The sequence below is a fragment of the Flavobacterium oncorhynchi genome (assembly GCF_002217355.1).
Lineage (GTDB): Bacteria > Bacteroidota > Bacteroidia > Flavobacteriales > Flavobacteriaceae > Flavobacterium > Flavobacterium oncorhynchi.
On record NZ_MUHA01000025.1, the window covers coordinates 100,890 to 123,640 of the forward strand.

Annotated in this window: 14 protein-coding genes; 7 read left to right on the top strand and 7 right to left on the bottom strand. The window is 33.1% G+C overall.

The features are described from left to right. Positions 1–368: 368 nt before the first annotated feature. From B0A75_RS16320 to B0A75_RS16335, 4 genes are all read left to right on the top strand, one after another. Entirely contained in the window at positions 369–3,434 is a 3,066-nt protein-coding gene (locus tag B0A75_RS16320; protein ID WP_089055329.1) for a SusC/RagA family TonB-linked outer membrane protein, read from the top strand. A gap of 17 nt (positions 3,435–3,451) precedes the next feature. Continuing rightward, the gene (locus B0A75_RS16325; protein WP_089055330.1) at positions 3,452–4,819 is read left to right on the top strand and encodes a SusD/RagB family nutrient-binding outer membrane lipoprotein; all 1,368 of its coding nucleotides are present in this window, start codon (positions 3,452–3,454) and stop codon (positions 4,817–4,819) included. A gap of 84 nt (positions 4,820–4,903) precedes the next feature. Continuing rightward, positions 4,904–5,638 carry a 23S rRNA (guanosine(2251)-2'-O)-methyltransferase RlmB gene (rlmB, locus tag B0A75_RS16330; RefSeq protein WP_089055331.1) on the top strand — a complete coding sequence of 245 codons (735 nt, stop codon included), beginning with the start codon at positions 4,904–4,906 and terminating at the stop codon, positions 5,636–5,638. Positions 5,639–5,678: 40 nt separating this feature from the next. Continuing rightward, positions 5,679–6,479, top strand: a complete 801-nt coding sequence (locus tag B0A75_RS16335) for a DUF2490 domain-containing protein (RefSeq protein WP_089055332.1) — start codon at positions 5,679–5,681, stop codon at positions 6,477–6,479. 2 nt (positions 6,480–6,481) lie between these two features. Here the strand turns inward: B0A75_RS16335 and B0A75_RS16340 are convergent, their stop codons facing one another. Both B0A75_RS16340 and B0A75_RS16345 read right to left on the bottom strand, forming a co-directional pair. After that, on the bottom strand, positions 6,482–6,985 hold the full coding sequence (locus B0A75_RS16340) for a hypothetical protein (RefSeq protein WP_089055333.1): 504 nt from the start codon (positions 6,983–6,985) through the stop codon (positions 6,482–6,484). 51 nt (positions 6,986–7,036) lie between these two features. Beyond that, entirely contained in the window at positions 7,037–7,813 is a 777-nt protein-coding gene (locus tag B0A75_RS16345) for a rhomboid family intramembrane serine protease (protein WP_089055334.1), read from the bottom strand. Between the two features lie 159 nt (positions 7,814–7,972). Here B0A75_RS16345 and B0A75_RS16350 point away from each other — a divergent pair, with 159 nt between their 5' ends. Further along, positions 7,973–9,250 (top strand): replication-associated recombination protein A, encoded by a 1,278-nt coding sequence (locus B0A75_RS16350; RefSeq protein WP_089055335.1) that lies wholly within the window; start codon positions 7,973–7,975, stop codon positions 9,248–9,250. Between the two features lie 13 nt (positions 9,251–9,263). Here the strand turns inward: B0A75_RS16350 and B0A75_RS16355 are convergent, their stop codons facing one another. The 3 genes from B0A75_RS16355 to radC are packed head-to-tail and all read right to left on the bottom strand — an operon-like array spanning position 9,264 to position 11,392. Continuing rightward, positions 9,264–10,010 (bottom strand): hypothetical protein, encoded by a 747-nt coding sequence (locus B0A75_RS16355; protein WP_089055336.1) that lies wholly within the window; start codon positions 10,008–10,010, stop codon positions 9,264–9,266. 2 nt (positions 10,011–10,012) lie between these two features. Further along, positions 10,013–10,699, bottom strand: coding sequence for a YjjG family noncanonical pyrimidine nucleotidase (locus tag B0A75_RS16360; RefSeq protein WP_089055337.1), 687 nt, complete (start codon positions 10,697–10,699; stop codon positions 10,013–10,015). Positions 10,700–10,702: 3 nt separating this feature from the next. Then, the gene (radC, locus tag B0A75_RS16365) at positions 10,703–11,392 is read right to left on the bottom strand and encodes a RadC family protein (protein ID WP_089055338.1); all 690 of its coding nucleotides are present in this window, start codon (positions 11,390–11,392) and stop codon (positions 10,703–10,705) included. A gap of 293 nt (positions 11,393–11,685) precedes the next feature. On the opposite strand from radC, the gene B0A75_RS16370 reads away from it, so the two are divergent. After that, a complete protein-coding gene (locus tag B0A75_RS16370) occupies positions 11,686–12,180 on the top strand; it encodes a DUF1287 domain-containing protein (RefSeq protein ID WP_317044193.1) in 495 nt (164 codons plus the stop codon). A 104-nt stretch (positions 12,181–12,284) separates the two neighbouring features. On the opposite strand, the gene B0A75_RS16375 is transcribed toward B0A75_RS16370, so the two are convergent. Then, on the bottom strand, positions 12,285–13,640 hold the full coding sequence (locus B0A75_RS16375) for a UDP-N-acetylmuramate--L-alanine ligase (protein ID WP_089055339.1): 1,356 nt from the start codon (positions 13,638–13,640) through the stop codon (positions 12,285–12,287). A gap of 204 nt (positions 13,641–13,844) precedes the next feature. Here B0A75_RS16375 and B0A75_RS16380 point away from each other — a divergent pair, with 204 nt between their 5' ends. After that, the gene (locus tag B0A75_RS16380) at positions 13,845–20,333 is read left to right on the top strand and encodes an alpha-2-macroglobulin family protein (RefSeq protein ID WP_089055340.1); all 6,489 of its coding nucleotides are present in this window, start codon (positions 13,845–13,847) and stop codon (positions 20,331–20,333) included. 154 nt (positions 20,334–20,487) lie between these two features. On the opposite strand, the gene B0A75_RS16385 is transcribed toward B0A75_RS16380, so the two are convergent. Beyond that, positions 20,488–22,632: a S46 family peptidase gene (locus tag B0A75_RS16385; RefSeq protein WP_089055341.1), complete on the bottom strand. Its 2,145-nt coding sequence runs from the start codon at positions 22,630–22,632 to the stop codon at positions 20,488–20,490. Positions 22,633–22,751: the final 119 nt, after the last annotated feature.

Below are 22,751 nucleotides of genomic sequence, written 5' to 3' on the forward strand. Positions count from 1 at the left end.
ATTAAACACCGAACGCCACTTCTTTTTTATTGCATTACAAATAACTTAACACATAACCTTCTAGCGATTATCACAATTTTAACAAAAAGCAACACGGCTAACAAACTCTTTTTTAAGATAAAAGTTATAAAAAAAACAATTAAAAAGCCCTCTTGAATAAATTTAACATTTCGCGCATTGTCAATATTTTTAATTATTCTCAATTTTAACACAAAAAAATACGGATTTGTAATTTTAGACTGGTTTTTACGAATAAAACAACAATATACCCACTCAAAATTATAATTTAACTAAAAAAAAAGCTTCTTATATTAGGTAGATTAACAAATTATTAAGATTTTTGTCGAACTAATTCAAAATATTTAAAAATGAAACTAAAGTTCAATGGATTCTTAGTGCTTTTATTAGTACTAGTTGCGCAACTTTCTTTTGCGCAAGAAAGAGCTGTTTCTGGAACAGTTTCTGACAATGCAGGAATGCCTTTACCAGGTGTGAGTGTATTAGTTAAAGGAACCAAAACAGGAACACAAACAGACTTTGATGGTAAATTCTCTATCAAAGTATCATCAAGCCAAGTTTTGGTATTTAGCTACATCGGGATGAAATCTCAGGAAGTAGCAGCAACCTCAACTTCTATTAATGTAAAATTAAAAGATGATTCAGTAGAACTTGAAGGTGTAGTTGTAACTGCATTAGGGATTAAAAGATCTGAAAAAACACTTGGATACGCAGTATCAAAAGTAAGTGCAGATGAAATCACAAGATCAGGTGAACAAAACGTTCTTCAAGCTTTAGCTGGAAAAGCAGCTGGGGTTCAAGTTATTGGAACCGGTGGTACTCCTGGAGCATCAAGTAAAATCATCATTAGAGGTGTAAACACAATTACAGGTACTTCTGACCCTCTAATCGTTGTTGATGGTGTGCCAATTGACAATACTACAAGTCAAACTGCTGCTGGAGATAATCCTTTTAATGCAAACTTATCAGGTATCAACAACTCTAACAGAGCATTAGACATCAACCCAGATGACGTAGAAAGCGTATCTGTACTTAAAGGACCTGCTGCTGCTGCGTTATACGGAGAAAGAGCTGGTAATGGTGTAATCCTTTATACAACTAAAAAAGGTAGAGCAGGAAGAGGTTTAGGAATCGATTTTTCTACTTCGTTAGCAATTGACAAAGTAAGTCAATTACCAGCTAGACAAGGAAAGTATGTACAAGGAACTAGCGCTACTGCTACTTCAATCCCAACTAATACACCGCAAAGCTGGGGACCTGCTGCCTCAACTTTAGGCGTACCAATGTATGACAATGTTGGAAACTTCTTCCAAGAAGGATTAACGTACACAAACAACATCTCTTTTTACGGAGGAGACAACAAAGCTACATACAGAGCTTCTTACGGAAATACTACACAAACTGGTATGATTCCTGAAACAGGATTAAAAAGAAATACATTAAGACTTGTTGGAGATTTAAAGCTTAGCGATAAATGGAAAACTGGAGGTAGTTTACAATACACACGTACAACAAATACTCTAGCTCAAAATGGTAGTAACGTTTCTGGAGTTATGTTAAGTTTATTACGTTCAGTAGGAAACTATGATTTAAGAGACTACATAGATACTGAAGGAAATAACAAAAACTATTTCGCAAATTATGATAATCCATATTTTACAGTAAACGAAAACCCAGCGACAAGTGATGTTAACCGTGTTTTTGGAAATATGTTCTTAACTTACACACCTGCTGAATGGTTATCTTTAACTGCAAAAGGTGGTGTTGATGCTTACTCTGATTACCGTAAACAAATTTTTGCAATCTCATCTAATGGTGATAACCTTGCAGGTATTGGAGAAGTAGCATTTAACAACATCAACAACAAACAATTTTACGCTGACTTCATCGCTAGTGGTTTACTTCCATTACAAACTGAATGGTTAAAAATCAACTATACTGCTGGTCTTAACTTACGTTCAGGTCAAAATACTGATGTATTCTCAAGAGGTAAAGAACTTGCTGTAAGAGGACTTTACAACTTATCAAACGCTACTCAATTATACGCTTCAAACTATGAAGAAAAGATAATGTCAAGAGCGGTTTTCGGACAATTAGAATTTGATATTAAAAACCAACTTTTCATAACAGGATCTGTTAGACAAGAATGGTCATCTACTTACGGAACAAACGCTAACAGCGCTATTTTCCCTGCTGCATCTGCATCATGGGTTATAACAAGCTCTTTTGATTTACCAGAAGCAATTAATTTTGCAAAACTTACGTATGGTTACGGTGAGGTGGGTATTGCTCCAGGCCCTTACAGAACACGTTCTCTTTACAGCCAGCCATTTATGACTGACGGTTTTACAGATGGTCTAAGTTTCCCTTACAATGGAATTAACGGTATGACAGTTTCTGGAGGTTTAGGAAACCAAGATTTAAAACCTGAAAGAGTATTAGGTCATGAGGTAGGTTTAAGTACTAAATTCTTAAACAACCGTTTATCATTTGACGTAAATGCATACTACAAAACATCTAAAGATCTATTAATCACTTTACCTTTACCAGCATCAAGCGGATTCCAATCAGTTTACCAAAATGCTGCTGAGTTAGTTAACAAAGGATTAGAGGTTGAATTAGGATACGATATTTTCAGCAAAAGCAATCCATTCCAATGGAACATCAATGCAAACTGGGCTAAAAACCAAAATGAAGTAACTGACATTTCTGGAAGCTTAAGCGAAATTCAAATTGAAGCAGCTTTTGGATCAATTGGATACTACGCTGTTAAAGGTCAACCATTAGGAAGCTTCTACGGAACTAGATGGGCACGTGATGCAAACGGAAACAAACTTATCGGAAGCGATGGTTTAGCAATTATTGACGGAGAAACTGGTAACTTAGGAAACTCTGCTCCAAAATGGACAGGAGGTTTAAGAAACACTTTCACATACAAAAGAGTAACTTTATCAGGTTTACTAGACTTCAGACACGGTGGTGTTGTTTACAACGGTACATTGGCTAGAATGCATAACTTTGGTGTTTCTGAGGCATCTGGAGACAGAGAGCATACTTACATAATTGATGGTGTTAAAGCTGACGGTTCTAAAAATGACAAAGCGATTTCAGCTAAGGACTACTACCAAAAATACCTAGGTGATGGTGGTGGAGCTGCTGAAGAAGCTGTTACAGACGTTAACTGGATCAGATTACGTGACGTAACTTTAAGCTATGACTTTGATGTAAAAAGATTCACAGCAATCAACTCAGCTCAAATTTCATTTACTGGAAGAAACTTATGGTTAAACACTAACTATAAAGGTGTAGATCCTGAAACAAGTTTAACTGGTGCTGGTTCAAGAATCAACGGATTAGATTACTTTAATAATCCTGGAAGCAAGTCATTTATCATGACTCTTAAAGTTGGCTTTTAAATTTAAAACAAATAAAAATGAAAAAATATATAAAAAGTATAATTCTTACAGCTGTTGGTGCTAGTTTACTAACCGGCTGTCAGACAGAATTAGACACCTTTAATGAAAATCCAAACAACCCTACAACGACTACACCAACTTTATTGTTGGCAGCTATGGAAGTTTCGACATTTTCAACACATACAAGTGGTCTAATCAGAACTTCGAATATTTTTGACCAACACTTGGCTGGTACTAGCGTTGGACAATTAGGAGATATTCAACGTTATATTCTAACAGAACAAGACGTAAATAACGAATGGAACACAGTTTATGGAACTACTTTAATTAGTGGTCACATTTTAACTCGTGATTTTGCTGACAAATTCCCTTATTACAATGGTATTGGTCAAATATTAACAGCATTGAACCTAGGATACGCAACAGACGTTTGGGGAGATGTTCCTTACGACGAAGCTTTTAGAGCAGAAGAAGGAAACAGAGCTCCAAAATACAATACACAGCAAGAAATCTATCAACGATTACAAACAATTCTTGATGAAGCTATTGTAAACCTACAAAAACCTGCTGCAAGCAATGAATCTGTACCTGCAGCTGACGATTTTATTTTTGGAGGAAACACAGCAAAATGGATCAAAGTTGCTAGAGTATTGAAAGCAAGATATGCATTAAGATTAACGCAAGTTGATACAGGTGCTGCTCAAAAAGCATTAGACTATATTACTGCTGCTGGCATGACTGCAAATGCTGATGATGCTAATGCAATTTTCCTTACAACTACAAACGCTTGGAATCAATGGTACGCTTTCAACAACAGCCGTAAAAACTACCTTAAAACTGGAAAGTACTTTGTTGATGGTTTAGCAGCTGATCCAAGATTACCTTTTGCAATTGCAAAAGATCAAAATGGAAACTACACTGGTAACGCTGCAAATGATTTAGACACAACTTCGTCTTCATACATTGGTTTAGCTTATGCAGATAAAGACTCATCTGTAGGAATGGTAACTTACGCTGAAGCTAAATTTATCGAAGCTGAAGCTAAATTCAGATTAGGACAAAATGCTCAACCAGCTTTAGAAGCTGCTATTGCTGCATCAGTTCTAAAAGTTACAAAAACTGCAGCAACTCCAGCTTTCTTAGCTACTGTAAATACAGCAACTTTAGCAAACATTATTCAACAAAAGTACAACGCACTTTTCTTGACTATGGAGCCATATAATGATTACAGAAGAACAGGATTACCTGCATTGGTTCCAAACCAATCTTCAAATACTAAAGCTATTCCTGTAAGATTCCCAACTCCTTCGGACGAAAGAAATTACAACCCAAATGCAACTGTTGTTAGTAATGTAACAACTAAATTATGGTGGGATAAAGACTAATTTATTTCAACAAGCATATACACTAAACCACTCTGTTCATTCAGAGTGGTTTTTTTATATAAACAATATACCTATATTTGTCCTATGGAAAAAGAACATCAAATATTTGGCATTAGAGCCATTATAGAAGCAATACAAGCAGGTCAGGAAGTAGACAAAGTATTTATTCAAAAAGATATTTCTGGCGAACTAATGAAAGATTTAATGAAGGTAATGAAACGTGCCAACATTAATTTCTCATATGTCCCTGTTGAAAAACTAAACCGACTAACTCCAAATAATCACCAAGGTGCCGTAGCAACTATTTCACCTATTGGATTTATAGACATCGAACACCTTGTAGAATCAACAGTTGCTTCGGGTTCTAAACCATTATTTTTAATACTGGATCAAATCTCAGATGCCAGAAATTTTGGCGCTATTATTAGAACAGCTGAATGTACAGGTGTGAACGGAATTATAGTACAAAAAGCTGGTTCTGCTCCCGTAAATGGCGATACAGTTAAAACATCAGCTGGTGCTGTTTTTAATGTTCCTATCTGCAAAGTAGAACATATTAAAGATGCAATATTCTATCTTCAGGGATCAGGAATCAAAACTGTGGCTGCAACTGAAAAAACAGATCAAAACATTTATGATTTGTCATTAAATGAACCTGTAGCGATCATCATGGGATCTGAAGACAGAGGAATCAATCCATCTGTACTTAAAATTGTTGACGAAAAAGCAAAATTACCAATGTTTGGATCAATAGGATCACTAAATGTATCTGTTGCCTGCGGTGCTTTTTTATATGAAGCCGTTCGCCAAAGAAGCTAAAAAAATTTTGAAATAGGGTGGCAACTTAATACAACATTGAATGTCTTTAAAACCTGTTTATAAAATAATATTTAACAAACTCAGCTTAATTGTTGCAGTACTCCTAACTGCAACAATTAACTATGGACAAACCACAAAATACAATCAATTTTGGGGCGAAGTTCAATTTAACAGAACACTCAGTGAAAAATGGTCTACGGAACTAAACCTTGGCACAAGTTATAGCAGCACAGAATCTTCTCCCAATATATTTGACCAAAACACACAAAGATCTCTTCGAGGATGGGCACATTATTATCTTTCGCCACGCTGGAAACTATCTTCATTTGTTGCATTTTACAACAACAAAGATGTACCAGAAATAGGTCAATTTCAATCACCTGAATGGAGATTTGCTTTACAGGGTATTTATTACTTTCATAAAACCGGATATACACTTAGTACACGTTTAAGAACTGAGCTTCGTCATATGAAAAATCAAGATGATACTTTTGAAAATGTGTTACGATATAGACAGCAAATTAAATATATCAAACCAATAAACAGCAAAATTTTACGTGAAGGTGTCATCTATGCAATTGCATCAGATGAGATTTTTTTAAAATCTGGCACAAAGGTAACGGGACAAAGTTTTTTTGACAGAAACAGATTAAATATAGGAGCAGGATACCTATTTACAGAAGACACACAAATTGAACTAACCTATGCTAATGAATACCTGCCAAGAAACGACAATAATCAAATTGTAAATGCAGTATCATTAACCTTAACGTTCAACAACCTCCTAAAAAATATAAATAAAAAGATTTTACATAAGCCTGAGGCTCCACACGAAGACTAATCTCACTTCTCCTCTTTTTTCAAAAAGCATGCAAGTTGTTTCATGATTGCATCTTTATGAAGTTTAAAATTATAATCTCGAACAAATTCAGTTCCCTTCATATTGATTGCTGCTACAACAGCTTCAAATTTAGAAAATGCCTCCAAATCTTTATTGTCTATTAGATATAAAACCTGCATAATCGAATCATTTTCTAAATACTGCGTATCGAAATGAGTCAGCTTATACTCTTTATGATCCGCCAACTGAATAACTAAATCATCCTTAATTTTTTTTCCTTCTTTTTTTAACGGAAAAGGAGTTGGCTGAAGCGCCACAAAATAACTCTCTTTATCAGTAACAATATTAATTTTTAGAGATTTAGATTTCGTCGTATAAAAAACTGCCGGATCAAAATAATACACCATAGATCCATCTGCCAGCACCTTATTTTTAACATCACACTGTGCATAAAAATTAGAACTGCAAAACAGCACAACCAACATAGCAAATAATACTTTTCTCATAATCTCAAATTAATAAATGCACTAAACAAAAATAACTAATTTTCACGAAAATTAATTATCGTTTTCCTGATTATCTACTGATTCCGTTTTAGTTATAACATAAAACACATTAGTATCAGAATGAAAATAAGATTGAATCTCATCCATCTCGTCTTCATTCTTTTCAATATTTACAAAATTTCCATTCTCATCAAAATGTTTCATAAATGGATCTTCAAGAGGATTAAAATCAGGCTTCTGCCATTCATAAACAATAGGCTTCGAATATTCAGGTGTTTTATAAAATAAACTGAGCGCAAATCCCGTTAAAAGACCTGCCAAATGACCTTCCCAAGAAACCTTGGCATCAACATCAGGAAAAACATACCAAATCATTCCTCCATAAAGTAAAATTACCGACAATGAAAGCGCAACCAATCGATAATATTTTGTTTGAATTCCTTTAAAGAAAATAAAACTTACCAAAACATAAATTAAACCGCTTGCACCGATATGAAAATTTTCACGACCTATAATCCATGTAATTAATCCCGAAAACAAAATACCGTAACCAATAACAGGAATGGTTTGTTTGGGATAAAAATATTGTAATGCAGCCAACAAAACCAAAAGAGGAATGGAATTATTGTACAAATGTTCTAAATTTTCATGAATAAATGGACTAAAGAAAATGCCCTGTAATCCATAAAAATCTCGTGGATAAATTCCATTCTTATAAAAATCGAAATCAAATCTAATCTGAACCCAATAAACAATCCACAAAAAGAGGACAAAAATTACCGGAAGGCCAATAACAGCATTAGAAAACTTAAAGTGGTTATCATTCATCTATGTCAAATTATAGTCTAATAATTTACATCAAAAAACTATCCAGTTACAATTTACTGATAATTTGTCAGTCAGCAAAAAGTTATTAAAACTTACTTCCTAACTAAGTTCCGAACCTCTAAATAATAAAAATACATTTGAAAATAGTAATTTTACAAAATGGAAGCACCGTTAGCCGAGCGTATTCGCCCACAGAAACTAGAAGATTACATTAGTCAGAGCCACTTAGTAGGTCCTAATGGTTCATTAACACAACAAATTTCTAAAGGAATAATTCCCTCTTTAATTTTATGGGGACCGCCGGGAACTGGTAAAACTACCTTAGCACAAATTATAGCTCAAGAATCAAAACGCCCGTTTTACATCTTAAGTGCTATTAATTCTGGCGTAAAGGATATTCGTGATGTAATTGAGAAAGCAAAGCAAAGCGGCGGCTTATTTACAGCGAAAAACCCCATCTTGTTTATCGATGAGATTCATAGATTTAGCAAATCTCAGCAAGACTCTCTTTTAGCTGCTGTTGAAAGAGGCTGGATTACTTTGGTTGGCGCGACCACCGAAAATCCAAGTTTTGAAGTTGTTCCCGCATTACTGTCACGTTGTCAAGTTTACATTCTCAATGCTTTTACAAAATCAGATTTAGAAGCACTATTACACCGCGCACTAAAAAGTGACAAATACTTAGCGTCAAAAAACATCGTATTAAAAGAAACAGAAGCATTACTGCGTCTTTCTGGTGGTGACGGTCGAAAATTGTTAAACATTTTCGAACTTGTAATCAATGCTGCGGCTACCGAAGAAGTTGTTATTACAAATGACCGCGTGTTTGAGTTAGTCCAACAAAATACAGTTCTGTATGACAAAAGCGGAGAACAACATTATGATATTGTTTCTGCCTTTATAAAATCAATTCGAGGAAGCGATCCTAATGGAGCTGTTTACTGGCTGGCAAGAATGATTGAAGGTGGTGAAGATGTAAAATTTATTGCGCGAAGAATGCTGATTCTATCAAGTGAAGACATTGGAAATGCAAATCCAACGGCGTTTATTATGGCAAACAACACCTTTCAGGCAGTAACTACAATTGGATATCCGGAAAGCCGAATAATTCTTAGTCAATGCGCAATTTATCTCGCTACTTCTCCAAAGAGTAATGCCTCTTATATGGCAATAGGAAATGCACAGCAATTGGTAAAACAAACAGGAGATTTACCTGTTCCTATTCATCTGCGAAATGCTCCAACCAAACTTATGAAAGAGTTAGGCTATGGTGACGATTATAAATATTCACACGATTATGCAAATAACTTCGCTGAACAAGAATTCTTGCCTGATGCCATAAAACAAACGGTTCTTTATAATCCAGGAAACAATTCAAGAGAGAATAGCAACCGTGAATTTTTAAAGAACCGTTGGAAAGATAAATATGGTTATTAAACCATCAATTTATTTAAAATTTTACTGAAACTTTTTCAGAAACTAGTTTATCGTTTTGATAATACTCAAAATACCATTGATTATCTTTTGCATTTAAACTTCCTTGAACACCATTTTTAATTGCAATAAACGAATCTGGACGTGAGGTTTTTAAAAGTTTCATGACAACTTTTGGAGTTTTGTCTATTAACTGATATCCGTTCTCCATTGGCTGTGCGTACAATAAATTAGGGTCAGAAACATCTGCAGCTGGTGTTGCAGCAATTTGCACAGCAGGAACTAAAGGTGTTGCTGCTATAACTGTTTGTGCTTTGTTAGAGACAGGCGCCGCTGATTTACCGCTATATTTATAGTGCAAAGCATTGACAGATTTAAAAGCATCTTCTAAACTTTCCTTATATGCCAATTCATAGTCTTTTTCTTTGCTTCTTCCTGTTTCAGATGTGTAAATTACTTTTCCGTAACAATCTTTAAACTCAATAAAAAGTTTAGTTACTAAAAATGCATTATCTCTTTTTACATCAATATACAAAAGATCACATCTATCACTAAAACCAGCAGGAATTTCTTCGTTTACATAAAAAGCCTGAAAGCCCGCTTTAACTAAATTAGTTTTAGTCATTGTAGCTAATCTATACTGATTATCTGTTTTAATAAAATCATATTTAAGCGGTATAATAACTGCTTTATAATCGTTAATCGATTGCGAAAATCCAAGGACTGAACAAAGAAGCAAAGTCAACAAAACTTTTAATTTCATAATTATAAATATTTTTTAAGTTCTAATAAATGATTAATTTGTTTATAATTTTTAGGTGTCTCAATATTTTTTACATTAAAAAATATTGCATCTAAACCAGCATTTAATGCGCCATTAACATCAGCATCAAAATCATCACCAATCATAATACTATTAGCTTTTGATGTTTGCGCTAAATTGACAGCATAATCAAAGATAATACTATTTGGTTTTTTAACACCTGCTGATTCTGAATTTGTAATGGTAGCAAAGTAACCGCCTAAGGCTGCATTACTAATCTTTCTATCCTGTACGTTTGCAAAACCATTTGTTATGATATGAAGCTTATACTTTGGTTTTAGATATTCTAGAACCTCAATAGTTCCATCAAAAAGATGATTATTATCTGGCAAAAATGCTATATAATCATTAGCAATCTGATTAATGTTATCGTCAGAAATTGTATAATCTAGCGCTTCAAAAGAAAGCTTTAATCTATTGTAACGCAATTCTTGATGCGTAATTTTATCTTCTTGATATAATTTCCAACAAGCCTGATTAATTGGAGCATATTTTTCAATAAAATCTTCAGTTTTAACTTCAGAATACTTTTCGCTAAAAATTCGGTCAAAAGCCAATTCTGAGTTTTTATCAAAATCCCAAAGCGTATGGTCTAAGTCAAAAAAAATGTCTGTAATAGTGGTATTCATAAATTAAAATATTCCTTCATCTACAAAACTATAATATTTTGTTTCAGTAATGATTATATGATCTAAAACTTTAACATCTAAGCTTTCTCCTGCTAATTTTACTTTCTTCGTAATTTGCTTGTCGGCATCACTTGGAATTAGCGAACCCGAAGGATGATTGTGACACAAAATCAAGCCAGTAGCTCTATTTTCTAACGCCAGTCTAAAAACTAATCGAGTATCGACAATTGTTCCAGAAATTCCCCCTTTGCTTAATTGTGACTTAGAAATCACTTTATTTGAATTATTCAGAAAAAGCACCCAAAACTCCTCATGAGGTAATTCTCCAATGATAGGCCGCATGATTTCGAAAGCAATTTTACTAGATGTGATCTTTTTTAACTCAACAGTTTCCTCTACCCTGCGTCTGCGTCCTAACTCTAAAGCTGCAATAATGGTAATCGCTTTTGCCTCTCCAATACCACGAAAGTTTATTAATTGAGAAATATCCAACTTACCTAATGAATTAAGATTGTCAACACTCGCTAAAATACGTTTGCTTAAAGCAACCGCTGATTCATTACGACTTCCAGAACCAATTAAAATGGCCAACAACTCAGCATCACTCAAAGCATCTTTTCCTTTGAGCATTAATTTTTCACGCGGCTTATCATCATCTGACCAATCTTTAATAGGAAAATGATTTGATTTCATAAAAAGGATTATTTATCAATTAACTGAAAAACTAAATCAGCTTATTTTTCAGGAGGACGAATATATTAAAAAATAAGAAAAATCATTCATAAATAATCACTCTATTTATTTATTGCTTATTTTTAAATCGCTTTAAATTAAATCAACTTTTCAAAATGAAATCATTATATACCATCATAATCTTACTTGTGTTTTTATCATGCAACCAAAAGCAGACAGCCTCCTTAAAAGCTGAAAATTTACAAGAAGCAGCAAAAACTTTTGAGCAAAGATTATAAAGTGCTGCATTATCTATCATTGATTCGTCAATAGATTATGATCCCGCCTACTTTGCGATTCAATATCCAAATGGAGATGTCCCTGCAGACAAAGGAGTTTGCACTGATGTGGTAATACGTTCGTATAGAAAATTAGGAATTGATCTTCAGAAAGAAATACACGAAGATATGATTGAAAATTTTAAAGCATATCCTAATTTAAAAAGATGGGGAATGACCAAAACTGATACTAATATTGATCATAGAAGAGTGCCCAATCTCGAAGTGTTTTTTGAAAGAAAAGGAACAAAACTACCTGTAACTCAAAATCCTTCAGATTATAAAACAGGAGAAATCGTAACATGGATGATCAATAACAAATTGCCTCATATTGGAATCATAACCAATAAGAAATCAAAAGACGGGGAACGAAATTTAATCGTTCACAACGTTGGCGGCGGACAAGTTCTAGAAGACTGTTTATTTGAATACAAAATTGTGGGACATTATAAATTTCAATTAGAAAATTAGATAATATGTCCATTTGATAACTAAAAATTAAATTCAAAAAAAATGCCGATTGTAAAACAATCGGCAAAATATCTCATTATCAAATTGACTAATTGACATATTATCTAATTAATCAATCCTTTTACTTCATCAAAATTCAAACCTCCGTAATTTCCAGAACTCATCAGTAAAAGTGCAGAATTATCAAGATTTAAGTTAAATAAATACTCTTTAAATTCAGCTGGATTAGTATAAATAATTAAATCTTTTCTGTTGAATGCTGTAGCAATCTGCTCGTAAGTTACTTCTTCTAATTGTTTAATTTTCACCGCATCTGGAGAATAAAAAACAACAGCAACATCAGCATACTCAAGTGCTCCTTCATATTCTTTTAGGAACTCCGCATTAAGACTGCTGTAAGTGTGCAATTCTAAACAAGCAACCAAAGTTCTATTTGGATATTGTTCTTTTACTGCTTTTGTAGTCGCAGCAACTTTACTTGGTGAATGCGCAAAATCTTTATAAGCCACTTTTCCTTTTCCTTCAGCAATTTTCTCTAAACGTTTAGAAGCCCCTTTAAAACTTGCAATTGCTTCGTAGAAATCAGCTTCGTCAACGCCCATATTTTGGCAGATCCATTTTGCTCCTGCCAAATTATTTAAATTGTGCGCTCCAAAAACTTCAATTGGCATATCGCCTTCAGGTGTTTTTAAAAGCGTTACGCCATCAGCAACAGAATATTCTGGAGTATGGTAAGCCATTTTACGAATTGGATTTGTCGCAGCTTCTGAAACTCTTTTTACTTCAGGGTCATTTTCGTTATATACTAAAATCCCGCCATTTGTAATCTTCGAAATAAAAATCTCAAACTGTTCTACATAGTTTTCATATGTTGGAAAAACATTAATATGATCCCAAGCAATTCCAGAAATTAAAGCAATATTTGGCTGATATAAATGAAACTTCGGACGACGATCTATTGGAGAAGACAAATACTCATCTCCTTCTAAAACCATAAAATCATTCTCTTCAGTTAAATGAACCATAGTATCAAAACCTTCTAACTGTGCTCCTACCATATAATCTACCTCAATATTATGATAATGCATTACATGCAAAATCATCGAAGTAATTGTCGTTTTTCCATGTGAACCACCAATAACAACACGAGTTTTATTTTTAGACTGCTCATATAAAAATTCAGGATACGAATAGATTTTAAGTCCTAATTCCTGCGCTTTCAACAATTCAGGGTTGTCCGCTTTTGCATGCATTCCTAAAATGATGGCATCAATATCAGAAGTTATTTTCTCAGGAAACCAGCCCATTTCTGCAGGAAGAATTCCTTTCTTTTCTAATCTTGATTTTGAAGGTTCAAAAATAGCATCGTCACTTCCAGTAACCTGATATCCTTTATTATGTAATGCCAATGCAAGATTATGCATAGCGCTCCCGCCAATAGCGATGAAATGTGTTTTCATTTAAAATGTTTAATCGTTAAACTGTTTCATTGGTTAATCGAAATAGCAAGTAACTAATAAAACTCAATTATTATTCTTCAAAAATAAGGAAATATAAAATGTCTCATTTGCTTTTAGAGATAAATTAGTAATTTGTACGAAATTTATTTTTAAAGCTTCCCAACCTTTTTCCAAAAACAATACTCTATAGATAAAAACTACTTTATGAAAAATATATTATTTGTTTTCTTATTGATTTCTTCGGGACTTTTTGCACAACAAAATGATAAAAAATGGGATAAGGTTATTGCTTACGAAAACGAAGGCAAAATTAAATCGGCAAATGAAATTGTTCTCAAAATATACAATAAAGCCATTTCGGATCAAGATGAAGCAGAAATAATAAAATGTTTTTTTTATCAATCTAAATATCTGCAAGTCATTGATGAAAATGCACAAACAAAGATTTTAAATAATCTAAAAATAGATATTAATCACGTTTCAATATCATCAAAAGCAATTTTGAATTTAGTTTATGCAAAATGCCTGACTGATTATTATGCAAGAAATGAATATCAAATCAAAAAAAGGACAAATATTGCAACCTTAAATGAAGACTTCCTGACATGGACTGAAAAAAACTTTACAGATCAAATTAAGTCATCATTACAACAAACATTAGGAAGCGAATCGATTTTAAAAAGTACTTCTTTAACAAAATACGAATCGATTTTTGACTATTCGACTTTAGAAAAATTCAAAACACAGAATTTATATGAATATTTACTAAAGGAAAACATCACGCTGCATTCTCAAAAAGTTCGTCAATGGGAAATTAAAAAAAAGGAATTTGATTCGTACAAAAAACAGCTTCTAGGAAAATCGTCTGATTTTCTTGCGTTAAATTTAGATTTTGTAACCAATGAAAATTTGCGTTCACTTTTAAATTTATATCAAAAACAGGAAAAATCCAATCCAAACATTGACAATCAATTAGAAAGATTATTGTATTGCAAAACTAATTTGGTTGATTCTATTGAAGATTATACTCGTGCACTAATCACCCTTCAAAAAAGTATAAATGACGAAACTTCAATTCAAAAAATTCAACTAATAAGAGCGATACTTTTATCTCAGCAAGCCTCAAAAGGAACTCATCCTGATTATAACATCAAAGCTACTGTTGTACTAGATAGCATTTTAAACAAAAACAATAATACAAATGCATACCAATCAGCAATACAACAAAAACAATTTATCACTTCAAAAAGTATAACCGCTGAACTTAAAAAGAATAGTTACAGCGACGAAAACACAAGAGCTTTTATTCAATACAAAAATGTTGATCATTTAAAGGTTTCATTTTATAAGATTACTCAAAATCGTATAAATGAGTTTAGAAATTCTCCTCTTGATAAAGATAGCCTTGTAAATGTGATAATTGAGAAACAAAAAGCAATAAAATCTTCTGATTATCAACTTATAAACAAAAAGGATTTTTTTCAATATTCGACAGAAGTTCTCTTGCCACAACTGAAAACAGGAAATTATTTGGTCTATTTTGAAAGCGATTCTGACTCAAAAGAAACTAAAGCCTTTGCTTACGAAACCATTACAATTTCGAATATTGGACTTTTGGCGTCGCAAAAGGACAAAACAGAAAGTTTTCAGGTTTTGGACAGAAAAACAGGAAAGCCTTTAGAAAATGTATCTATCAAACTTTTAAATCAGACTATTAAAACTGACAAAAATGGATTTGCTTCGCACGATAAAGAAAACAACAATTATAACTACGAACCTCTTTTACTGACAACAGAAAACGATACTATTTTAATCGTTAAAAATTATATTCGTTACAATCACGATTACATAAAAGATTTTGAATACAGAGGCAAAGGAAAAGTCGAATTTTATTTAGACAGAGCTATTTATCGTCCAGGGCAAACCATTTTTTACAAAGGAATTGCAATCCAAAAAAAACAAAATAAAACAAATGTTGCAGCTAAAACATCATTCCAAATTAGTATCCGAAATGCGAACTATGAAACATTGAAAGAATTTCAAATTACAACAAACGAGTTCGGTTCTTTCTCCGGCGAATTTGTTTTGCCCAAAACAGGGCTTACCGGCACTTATAGCATTATTTCTAGAGAACCTGCAGAGGCAGAAAAAGATATTGTTTATAATAAAGCTAAAGAAGAACATCCGTTTTGGGATAATGTTGATTTTGATAATTCTGAAATCAGCTTTAGAGTCGAAGAATATAAGCGTCCTAAATTTGAAATCCTTTTTGAGCCGAAAAAAAAAACATTCCAAATCAACCAAACTATTAAAGTTGATGGAACTGCAAAAGCATTTGCAGGCAGTTCAATTTCAGATGCAAAAGTTACGTATACAGTAACAAGATATACTAGTTATTTTAGAAACTATTACGGGCAAGAAGAGAATGAAGTTGTAGCAACTGGAGAAACCAAAACTGATGCTTCGGGCAAATTTGTAATTGATTTTATTGCATTACCTTCAAAAAATGCTATTAAAGAACAATTACCGGTTTTCAATTATGTTGTAAAATCATCGGTTACGGATATTAATGGCGAAACTCATGAAGCGCAAACAACTGTTAAGGTAGGTTATCATGATTTGATGCTTAATCTTATCGCTCCCAATAGAATTGAAACCAAAACTAAAAACGAAGTTGAAATTTGGTCCACTAATTTAAATGGTGAATTTTTAACTGCCAAAGGCGAAATTAAAATTTACTTCGTTAGTCCTTTTTCAAACAAATTTAAAGCAAGAATTTTTCCAATACCAGATATTGAATCAATTTCAGATCAGGAATTCGAAAAATTATTCCCCTACGAAAACAACCAAAAACCAATAAGCAAAGAAACTGAAACATTAATCTATTCTAAAAACATCGATTCTTCAAAAGATAAAAAACTGGTATTAGATTTTATTTCTAATTATAAGTCAGGAAATTACAGAATTGTATTTTCAGCAAAAGACAGTTTTAATAATGTTATAGAAACCTCTAAAGATATTGTCCTTTTTCAGAGTACTGACAAACTAAATCCTGGCACCTTAATTACAGCAAATCAAATAAATGATGATGCTAAAAAGGATGGCTTTGCGCTAATAAAACTTACTTCGATTGTTCCTGAACTTTATATCACAGTTAGCGGAAACTATGAAAGTAAAATGTTTTTTCAGAAAATCTATCATTTAGAAAACCACGAAGTCACAATCAAAGTTCCTGTGAAAAATGAATTTGACAAATCTTTAAAAATAGGTTTCGAGAGTGTTTTTGAAAATGAAAATTTTAGCAATGAAATAGAGGTTGCTTTAAAAATAAAAGAACCAAAACTTGACTTTAATGTAGAAACTTTTAGAAGCAAAATACAACCCGGAAGCAGCGAGAATTGGTCTTTTAAATTGAATGCTATAAATACAAAATCTGAGGCAGAAGTTTTAGCTTCAATGTATGACAGTTCATTAGATCAATTTACTAAAAGAGACTGGGAAACGTTAGGCTTTTACGACTATAATTACAATGTAGTTAACTCTAAATCTCCTTTAGGGTTCGAAAAAACTTATATTAACGTTCGAAACTTAAATTCAATCTCAAATCGACTTAATTTTAAAACTGAAACTACCAAATTGATGTGGTTTGGATTTGATTTTAATAACAAAACCAGCAATACTTATTTACAAAGAGAATATCAAAAACAAATTAATAAAAAATATAAAAAACCAATAAACGCAAAAAACATTTCAGGAGTTGTTAAAGATCTGTCTAACTTATCACTTCCCGGAGTTTCAATTGCTGTAAAAGGTACTCCAAGATCGACCACTACAGATTATGATGGTTTTTACGAAATTGAAGCAGCGCCAAATGAAGAACTTGTTTTTACTTACATTGGTTTTAAAGAACAGTTGATTAAAGTTTCAAAAAATAAAATTATCGACATTACTCTAACTCCAGAAGAAAGCAGTTTAAGCGAAGTTGTGGTTGTTGGCTATGGAACTCAAAAAAAGAAAAGCTCACTGGGGTACTCAACAAAATCTGTTGCGACCGAAAGTGTTCAGGTCGAAGAAGACAATAATGTATATAATACAGCAGGAATCGAAGATTCTTTAGAAACTAGAGTTGCCGGTATTAAAATTAGAGGAACTGGGTCTATTACAGGAAAAAACCCAATATATGTTGTTGATGGGCAAATTGTCGCCGATATAGACAACATAAATCCTAAAGATATACTTTCTATTGATGTGTTAAAAGATGAAAAAGCAACGGCTCTTTACGGAAACAAGGGCGCAAATGGAGTTGTAATTGTCACAACAAAAGCCGCTCTAGAAGCCTTAACCCAAGTAAAAGCCAGAAAAAATCTATCAGAAACAGCTTTTTTCTTTCCGAATTTAAGAACCGATTCTAAAGGAAAAGTAAGCTTCAATTTTACTTCACCCGAAGCTTTAACAGCGTGGAAACTTCGCTTAATGGCGCATAATAAAAATGTCGTAACGGGTTATTTAGAAAAAAGTGTTGTGACTCAAAAAGAATTGATGGTTTTACCGAATTTCCCTCGCTTTTTCAGAGAAAAAGATACGATCGTTATTTCGGCAAAAATCTCAAATATTACGGATCAAGCCAAAACAGGAATTGCCATTTTACAGTTTTTCGATGCTACAACAATGCAGCCAATCGACAGTAAAATGCTCAATACAAAAAACGTTAAAAATTTTACCATTGAGCCTTTCGGAAACACAACAGCAACTTGGACAATTTCTATTCCAGAAGGTTTGCAAGGCGTTCAATATAAAATTTTGGCTAAATCTGCTAATTTTTCAGATGGAGAAGAAAACATACTTCCGGTTTTGACCAATAATATGTTGGTTACTGAAAGTATCCCAATTTGGGTTCGTGAAAATTCTATTAAAGAATATAAGTTTGAGAATTTAAAAAACAATAATTCTACGACTTTGAAAAATCATCAATTTACGTTAGAATACACTTCGAATCCGACTTGGATTGCGATACAGTCTTTGCCATATTTAATGGAATATGAACATGAATGTGCCGAGCAAACTTTTGCGCGTTTTTATGCCAATGCTTTAGCTTCAGAAATCATTTCAAACAATCCGAAGGTTGCTGCTGTTTTTGAAAATTGGAGAAAAAATAGAACACCAACCTCTAAACTAGAAGAAAACGAAGAACTAAAGTCAACCCTTCTTGCCGAAACACCTTGGCTGAATGATGCTCAAACCGAAGATCAAAAGAAAAAAAATCTGGCTCTTTTATTTGATTTGGAAAAGATGAAAACTTCACAAGAAACAATTTTCGAAAAATTAAAACAAAAACAAAAAGCTTCAGGTGGATTTTCATGGTTTGACGGAAGCGAAGAAAGCGAATATATTACCAGACATATTCTAGCAGGTCTAGGGCATTTATCAAAATTGACTAAAACCAGTGACATTAACAATAAAACGGACCAAATTGCAAAAACAGGAATTCCATTTCTAGATACTAAATTTTTAGATTACTATAAAAACAGAATCAAAGATCTAAAACCTTCTGAGAAACTAATTTTGCCTAACCCATATTCTGATCTTCATTATTTGTATACCAGAAGTTTTTATTTAGAAAAATATCCTCTTTCAGATACTTTGAAAAAGGCAGTCAAACTTTATTTGGAAACCGCTAAAAACGATTGGTTAAATTATTCTATTTACGAGAAAGGATTAACTGCATTAACTTTGAATCGTTTTGGCGAAAAAGAAACCGCTAAAAAAATCATTGAAAGTTTAAAAGAAACAGCATCAAACAACGAAGATTGGGGAATGTACTGGATTGCTAATAAATCTGGTTGGTATTGGTATCAGGCTCCAATAGAAACTCAGGCATTATTAATAGAGGCTTTCGCCGAAGTAAATAACGATAAGAAATCTGTCGACGCAATGAAAGTATGGCTGTTAAAAAACAAACAAACCAAAAACTGGCCAACAACTAAATCGACGACCGAAGCTGTTTATGCTTTATTAACACAAGGTACTGACTGGCTTTCTGTAAAAGACAACACGGTTATAAAATTAGGAGACGAAAAAATCGTAACTAAAAAACTGGCAGAAAATGAAAAAGAGGCCGAAACGGGTTACATTAAATTAAACTGGAAAGCCGAAGAAGTTAAAAAAGAAATGGCGTCAATAAACATTCAAAACAAATCTAAAGTCCCAGGATTTGGAGGTGTTTACTGGCAATATTTTGAAGATTTGGATAAAATTAAAGACAATTCAGGATCTGTTCTATCAGTTTCGAAAGAATTGTATTTAAAGAAAAACACCTTAAAAGGAGATCAATTAGAAAAAATCACTTCAAAAGATCCTTTAAAAGTTGGCGACTTAGTTACCGTTCGATTAATCATTACTTCAAAGGAAGACACAGAATATATTCACTTAAAAGATATGCGTGCTTCTTGCTTTGAGCCTGTAAATGTACTTTCTAAATATCAGTACAAAGATCGCTTAGGATATTACACAAGTACAAAAGATGCTGCAACACATTTCTTCTTTGATCAAATCAACAAAGGAACTTATGTTGTAGAATATGATATTCGCGTAAATAACAGCGGAGAATTCTCAAACGGAATTACAACAATTCAAAGTATGTATGCACCAGAATTTGCAAGCCATACCAAAGGAATTCGCGTAAAAGTTCAATAAGTATTCGAACTAAATGAAGTTTGTCAGTCTGAGCGAAGTCGAAGACCCGTTCCAATTGGCTAGCCTTCGACTTCGCTCAGGATGACAAACTTTTAAAATAAAAACCCGATAGCTTTAAAAACTATCGGGTTTATTTTTTACAACTAAATTGAGATTATTTCACAATCGTCAATTCGTCAATAATGTTTTTAGCTCCAGCGTATTTATCAATAATCCAAAGTACATAACGAATATCAACATTGATAGTTCTTTGTAATTTCGAATCGAAAATAACATCTCCAGCCATAGCTTCAATGTTTCCGTCAAAAGCAATCCCAATTAATTCACCTTTTCCGTTAAGAACTGGCGAACCAGAGTTTCCTCCTGTAATATCATTATCCGTCAAAAAGTTTACTGGCATATAACCTGCTTTATCAGCATATTGCCCAAAATCTTTTTTCTTATTTAACTCTAACAAACGAGCTGGTAAATCAAATTCTTGATCTCCTGCTTTGTACTTTTTCACCATACTTTCCATTGTAGTATAGTTGTTGATTTTAGCATCGTTACGAGGATCTGCAGGTAAAGCACGAACTTTTCCGTAAGTCAATCTCAAAGTAGAGTTTGCATCAGGATATTGAATCGCATTTAATTTTGATTCTCTTAGACCTTCTACTAATTTACGGAAAGCAATTGCAAAACCATCATCAGCTTTAGCTTGATCGTCTGTTTTAGCACGGTATTTAGTCAATAAATCATTAGAGATGATATACAAAGGATCATGTACAATTGCTAATGGTTTTGGATTAGCCATAAATGCCAATACTTTCTCTTTAGTAGTAAAATAACTGATTTCAGTTGCTTTTGCAACATCATTAGTAAAGTCTCCGTTATTTTCAGATTTCATTTTAGCGATTTGCGGAGCTAAACCATATCCAACAGCTTTAGAAGAATATAAATTCAATTGAGCTGTTAACACATCTTTCTCTAATGGAGCATAAAATTCGCCATAGATATTATCAATCATTGCGTTTATCTTAGGAAGCATTTCTGCTTTTTTCGCATCATTTTCATTATAATATGCAATTAAAGCATTTCCTAAATTAGCTGGTCCAGTTGCATAACTTGATGTACGCAAAAGTTGTGTAAGATAATTATCATGAGTCGCTTTTAAATTCGTTTCTCTGTAGTAATCATTGATAGTAGGAATTACGTTTTCATACTTTTCTTTGTTAGCAGGTTTTGTTGCCCACTCATAGAACTTATCTTCCTGTTCTGTTTTTGTTGCTACTGTTCCCGCTTTTGTTAAAGCATCAATCATACCTTGACGGTTTTTCCAATAGTTGGCAGTAGAAGCATATTTAGACGCATATTGCAAACGAACTGTTGCATCTTTGTCCATATATTTTTTCATTACATCCATTCCAGTTTTAGCACCTTCAACCCATGCAGGATAAGCAAACTTGATATTTTGCTCGATTCCGCCAGCCGGCATCCAACGGTTTGTACGTCCAGGATAACCTAAAATCATAGCAAAATCATCCTCTTTTACACCTTTAATACTTACAGGTAAGTAATGTTTTGGCTGTAATGGCACATTGTCTTTAGAATATGCAGCAGGATTTCCGTTTTTATCAGCGTAAACTCTAAACATAGAGAAATCTCCTGTTTGACGAGGCCATTCCCAGTTGTCTGTATCTCCACCAAATTTACCAACACTTTCTGGCGGTGTACCAACTAAACGAACATCTGTATAATCTTGGTAAACGAAATAATAATATTCATTTCCTTGAAAGAAAGGACGAACAGAAACAGTATATTTTCCACCTTCGTTATTTTCCTTTTCAATTAAAGCGATTTCTTGCTGAATAATTTTGTTTCTTTCAGCCTCAGTCATTTGATCATTTACTTTTGACAAAATCCTTTTTGAAACATCGTCCATACGAACAAAGAAACGAACGTACAATGATTTTGGTTTCAATTCGGCACTTCTTTGCTTTGCCCAAAATCCATTTTTCAAATGATTTTGTTCTGCAGTCGAAAGTTCTGCAATCGCACTATATCCACAGTGGTGATTAGTAAGTACCAAACCGCTGTTTGAAACGATTTCAGCTGTACAACCTCCATTAAATTGTACAATAGCATCTTTTAAACTATGGTGATTAATGCTGTAAATTTCTTCGGCTGTTAATTGCAAGCCCATTTTTTCCATATCTCTATGGTTCAATCTTTCGATAAACATCAAAAACCACATTCCCTCATCAGCTCTTACAGGAAAAGCCATTAGGCACATGGTCAAGAATAAAACTACTTTTTTCATGTTATTTTGTTTAAGTTCTGCGAATATAATTCATTTCGACAATTATTTCATCTTAAAGAATATCAAAATTGAACATGACATCAATTTTATACTCATTTATTACGAATTTAACATTATAA